Annotated in this window: 6 protein-coding genes; 1 reads left to right on the top strand and 5 read right to left on the bottom strand. The window is 42.4% G+C overall.

The window, feature by feature from the left end:
* The 5 genes from CWI76_RS11560 to CWI76_RS11575 form a co-directional block, all read right to left on the bottom strand.
* Nucleotides 1-301 (bottom strand): hypothetical protein (locus CWI76_RS11560; RefSeq protein WP_198678623.1); only part of this gene is annotated, 301 nt, incomplete at its 3' end.
* Entirely contained in the window at nucleotides 294-1,592 is a 1,299-nt protein-coding gene (locus tag CWI76_RS11565; RefSeq protein ID WP_126760500.1) for an AAA family ATPase, read from the bottom strand. The genes CWI76_RS11565 and CWI76_RS11560, both read right to left, overlap by 8 nt.
* Nucleotides 1,593-1,774: 182 nt before the next feature.
* A complete protein-coding gene (locus tag CWI76_RS11615; RefSeq protein WP_157980833.1) occupies nucleotides 1,775-1,936 on the bottom strand; it encodes a hypothetical protein in 162 nt (53 codons plus the stop codon).
* A gap of 96 nt (nucleotides 1,937-2,032) precedes the next feature.
* Nucleotides 2,033-2,239, bottom strand: coding sequence for a P-loop NTPase fold protein (locus tag CWI76_RS11570; protein WP_126760501.1), 207 nt, complete (start codon nucleotides 2,237-2,239; stop codon nucleotides 2,033-2,035).
* Nucleotides 2,240-2,529: 290 nt separating this feature from the next.
* The gene (locus tag CWI76_RS11575; RefSeq protein WP_126760502.1) at nucleotides 2,530-2,709 is read right to left on the bottom strand and encodes a hypothetical protein; all 180 of its coding nucleotides are present in this window, start codon (nucleotides 2,707-2,709) and stop codon (nucleotides 2,530-2,532) included.
* Nucleotides 2,710-3,403: 694 nt separating this feature from the next.
* Here CWI76_RS11575 and CWI76_RS11580 point away from each other — a divergent pair.
* A complete protein-coding gene (locus CWI76_RS11580; protein ID WP_126760503.1) occupies nucleotides 3,404-4,843 on the top strand; it encodes a plasmid pRiA4b ORF-3 family protein in 1,440 nt (479 codons plus the stop codon).
* Nucleotides 4,844-4,945: the final 102 nt, after the last annotated feature.

Consider the following 4,945-nt stretch of genomic DNA (forward strand, 5'->3'; position numbering starts at 1 on the left):
TCTCAGTCCCTTTTACAAATTTACGTTTAACTTGTGCAGTATCGATATCTGCCGGATGCTGATTTTTAAACTCGATAAAATAAAGTTTTTTATTGCCTATATAAATAGCATCCGGCGATGCTGGAAGTTTATCGTTATCAAATCGATTTTTAACATATTGGTCAAAATCGTAAACGGGTAATGTTAATACATCATTACACAAATATTCATCGTTTGTCGCATCCCAGCTCGTTCTTTTTAACGTAGAGCTGAAATCCGCAAACTCACTGTGACAAAAGGCTTTTATAGAGTACTTATTCATCTTTTAATTTCTCAGCATCCATGCTTCTAAAGACTTCAAACGGCTCAGCTAGTATTCTAAATATATCTTCTAACCGCTCTTGATCTTCAATTACGTTATTTTCCGCAAGATAAAAACAATTCTCATTGTTTAATCCCTTACAATCCGCATACCGTTTGAGCGCCTCAATCATATATGGACTATGAGACGATACAAGAATATAAACTCCATGCTTTGCAAACTGAACTAACGCATCGGCGAGTTTCAACTGCCATTTGGGATGAAGATGATTTTCTGGCTCATCAAATATCAAAATCGTATTTTTACTCATAAAATCGTTGATTACGAGCAATTGAAGTATTCCGAAAACCTTTATCCCACTCGCTGTATTTTTAATCGATAAATCAGCACCTGCACGACGATAAATAAAATCTTTTGCTGAGTTATCATAGTCAACTTTTCCAGAAATAATTCTTTCAAGTTTATCCCTAAACTCGATTTCCTTTTCCGAAAGGAAAAGAGCTCCAAGACCTGGCTCACGAAGTTTATCGAACAGATCCTTAGTGTGCAGAGTTGTATAAGGAACACCTAACCGAGCAATATTCCCACGCCGCAAGTTTAAACCGGACTGACTACGAATGAGAAGATCATGATTATTCAGTATTAGAGGTGACTCTATAAAGGTAGCATCTTTGAGTTGAATAGGTTCAATGTCCCCTTCTAAGGTGAACTTGTTACCGTGGTGCACCTTAATATCCAACAATTTAATCTTGTTTTCGAAAAGACGAATTGAACCGGATTTAGCGCCTGAATACAAAACCGTTGAATCGAATTCTGAAGCAAAAACCTTATTCAATGCGCTTTCAATTGATTTCTTTTCATCTTCCGGTGATACCGCAATTCGAGAAATATCGCCACATAATTCATCGAACTCGAGCTCATATGTACCTTTCAGGCCAGCAAGAGCTTTTAACTCATTTGCATCACTTTCAAAAACCGAAGACAGAGATAGCTCTTCTAGCAATTCGTAGGTTCGTTGTCTTAATCGTCTAAATGCACTTTCGACATCATCGGTAAAATTGCTTGAGCCTCTTCTAAGTATAAAAAATAACTCGCGTAGCTTGTCATCAATTTTGTAATCTTTTGATTCCTGTAGATCTTCTTTATAGCGATTGATTGCTTTTATTATACAAAACACAACCTTACCGACTGTACTCTTGCCGTTATCATTCTCCCCCGCAATTACAGTTAGCTGGTTCAGTGTGATCTCAGCTGATTTAAGCATTCCTATATTTTTGAGGACTAACTTCATGTATTTGGTTCCAAACAGACGTTTATCTTTAAGCAAGTTATAACATACTTTGGAGGGCGCTACATCTAGCTATATATGTTGTTCAGCTTGACGCCCTCTCAATAAACTTTTCAAAATTCGCCAAATCATCGGAAAGTTCCCCTGTTCCACAATATTTACTCCCTTCCGGCGTTAGTAGCCGATTAAATGGCTTTTTTCAGCACGGAATAGATTTCAGGAACCAAATTCACATCAATCGCGTTTGCGCCATCGCCATCCCAATTATCTACGTTTGATTCCTGCACTAGTTGAGTTAACTGCTGCAAAGTATTAGGAGAGTTCGTTATAAAATTGGAGAATTTCATGTCTAGAATCAGCCATCACTTACAAAAATTTCGTCGTTTTACTTACTCACTCAACACTCAAGCTGGTTGTAGGCTTGCTCAAGTGTATATTGTATTTCATGCAATAACTTGCGATTTATCAGTTCCCCAAGAGCCTTCTAAGCCGATCGTTAGCCCTTCACCGCTGCTACTGTTAATAAACTTATACATAGCATCAGCCGTGCATGTGTGTGTTTGGTCATCAAATTCATCAACCGTTGAAACTCGCTCAGGCAATGCCTCGAATATTTGCCCTTGTAATTTTGTGACCTTATCTGCACCCATAAAACGATCTCTTTTTACCCATCACTTCACCACCCGCAAATGGCCTTTCCGGTCCCTAGCAACCCCAACCTCCCCGTCAAAGTACTCAGCATCAGGCAGCTTAAAGGGTGGATGACTATTCAAATCAACTAGCTTAATATAACTATCACTAAAGCGTTGAAAGTTTAAAAGGTAGGCTGATAACCAATCGCCACGACTAGAGTCATCAGCGCATTCATGTAGATTTTTAAGAAGTGAAAACTTACTGATAGCTGTCGTTCCATGACAATCATCCTTGTGGTTAAGTTGCTTTAACCTTCCTGAGCTACCAAGTCGTAATAGGCCTGCTCTAACGTTTTTTGTATTTCGTCGGCCGTCATTGGCCCTTTCAACACAACCACCTCATCGCTGTCATTGCCTTCGACAGCTTCAGTCATTCGGGCAAGGTCGAATGAATAGTTTGATGTGTTGTTTCCTTTGGTGTCCGTCATGCGGATACGCTCCTTCGGGCTTTGTTTCTTAAGCGGCCTGTAATGATAGTGCTTGAACAAAATTTATTCAAATTTAAAAGGGGTGCAGAGCCTCAATAATGACATTGGTATCAACTAAAATGACATCATCCCTGTTCATTTCATCGAATTCCTTTTACCTATAAATCAAACGGAACTGCCAAGTCATGCTCTCGATATGTAACTGAGGGTGCGGCCAAAAACTTGGACTACTTTGAAGGTAGTCTGATGTTTTCATATGAAGATCGAATTAGAGCAGTAAAGCTCTGCATCCAACTGGGAAAGCGTGCAGCAGCAACAGTTCGAATACTGGGTTATCCGTCACAAAAGTATTTAAGACAGTGGTACCTATTTTTGAAAAAGCTGGAGACCTGCCCCGCGTCCAGACGCGTAAATCGCGCTACTCAGCTGAGCAAAAACGTATAGCTGTCGTTCCATGACAATCATCCTTTTAGCTACTTTACCCTAACCTTCCTGGGTAACAAGTTCGTAGTAGGCCTGCTCTAACGCTTGCTGTATTTCAGCGCCCGTCATCCGGCTCGACTCCTTCGGGCTTTATTTGTTAAATGGCCTGTAATGACAGTACTTGCGCAAAATTTATTCAAATACGATTAAGATCGCCGTCAACGCTGATTCATATTAATATTGACGCACAGTACATTCAGTCACCAACACTATGCCAAAATACATCGATCTCGAAATCACAATCAACGACACACCCTACCCGATCACACGAACTCTGCGCGTGCCGGCGGCGACAGACCTGCATCAATTGCATTACTACATACAGTTGGCTATGGGCTGGGAACTTAGCCATCTACATCTGTTCACTACCACAATAGGTAAATTTACCGATTATTTTGACGACTTTGAGCCGAGCGAAGATCAACCTGAATTTGGTATCAAAATCACCGACGTGTTGCCGCGCAAAGGCAGCTCAATGACCTACCTATATGACTTTGGAGATGATTGGAAACATACCATACGCCACATTGGCAGCGTAATTGACGCAAATGAACGAGGCGTGAGATTGCGTAACGCCATTGGTGCGTGTCCAAAAGAAGACAGCGGTGGCGTCTGGAATTTACCCCAACGCAGCACGCGTAAGCCGGACCTCACTCTCATACAACAACGGTTAGATGAGTTTTACCGTTTAACCGTTACCGACGGCGAGGCTCCGCAACCTGCCTTTTGTAAAGTACATGGCTTCGACCAACTCGACGAAGACACCGAGCAATTTCGACACCCTTTAAGTAATGCTGCCGATCAAGCGATGCGTTTTCATATCTACGATACCATTGAAGACCTTTACGGCTTTGAGCATCTCCAACCCTTTGATAATGATCCTTTCGGCTATCGTCCCCTACACATTCAAGCGCCGCCCGTTGAGTTAGCAAAGGACGCGCCCATTGTGCGTGCAGTCATGCCAATGTTGATCGATATGTTAAGTAAACAAATCAAATATACGAGTAGCGGCTATTTACCGGTTAAATACGTGAAAGCCATGTTTGCCGAATTAAGCGACAACCGCTACCCAATGATCCGTGAATTACAGCGGTATCAACCTAGCTCTGAGTCTGTCGTTAAAGCAGCGACTGTGCTTCGTCACATTTTGCTGATGAGTGGCCTCGTTGAAACCACTAAAACAACGATGGGACTTACGCTCAAAGGCCTAGAACTAGTGGCAATGCGCGACTACGCACAACTCTACCTCGAATTGCTCGAAGCAACACTGCGCAAGTTTAACTGGGGGTGCATCACCTACTCCAATGAATGCCCATTACAGCAAAGCGCGGCGCCAATCATGCTATTACAGAGCAGTTTACTGCTTCCGCAAACACCGGTAAGTGATGAAATGCTGTACGACCTACTCGCAGGAATTGTTGCCGGTATTATGCGGGAGCCCATTGAGCGCAAAATTTGGCACGAAGAAGACGAAGACCCACGCAAGTTGCTATTTCGGCAACGCTATTGTTATTTTTTCGGCTTACTCGGCATTTGGGAACATGAGGCGAAACCCAACTTTCTCGCGGCGATTACCGAGTCAAGACAAATATCGGTTACTGAGCTTGGCCGCTCGTTGATTGGTTTTGAGCGAGAGGCGAATGTACGGTGAATGTGCACTACTAACGAAAATGCGGCCAAAGCCACGCACAGTAGCTCAAAATTAATGGCCGAAAGTGGGTGCAACCGCAATCATTAATTGGCTATACACTGC

The organism is Pseudidiomarina marina, from assembly GCF_003987045.1.
Lineage (GTDB): Bacteria > Pseudomonadota > Gammaproteobacteria > Enterobacterales > Alteromonadaceae > Pseudidiomarina > Pseudidiomarina marina.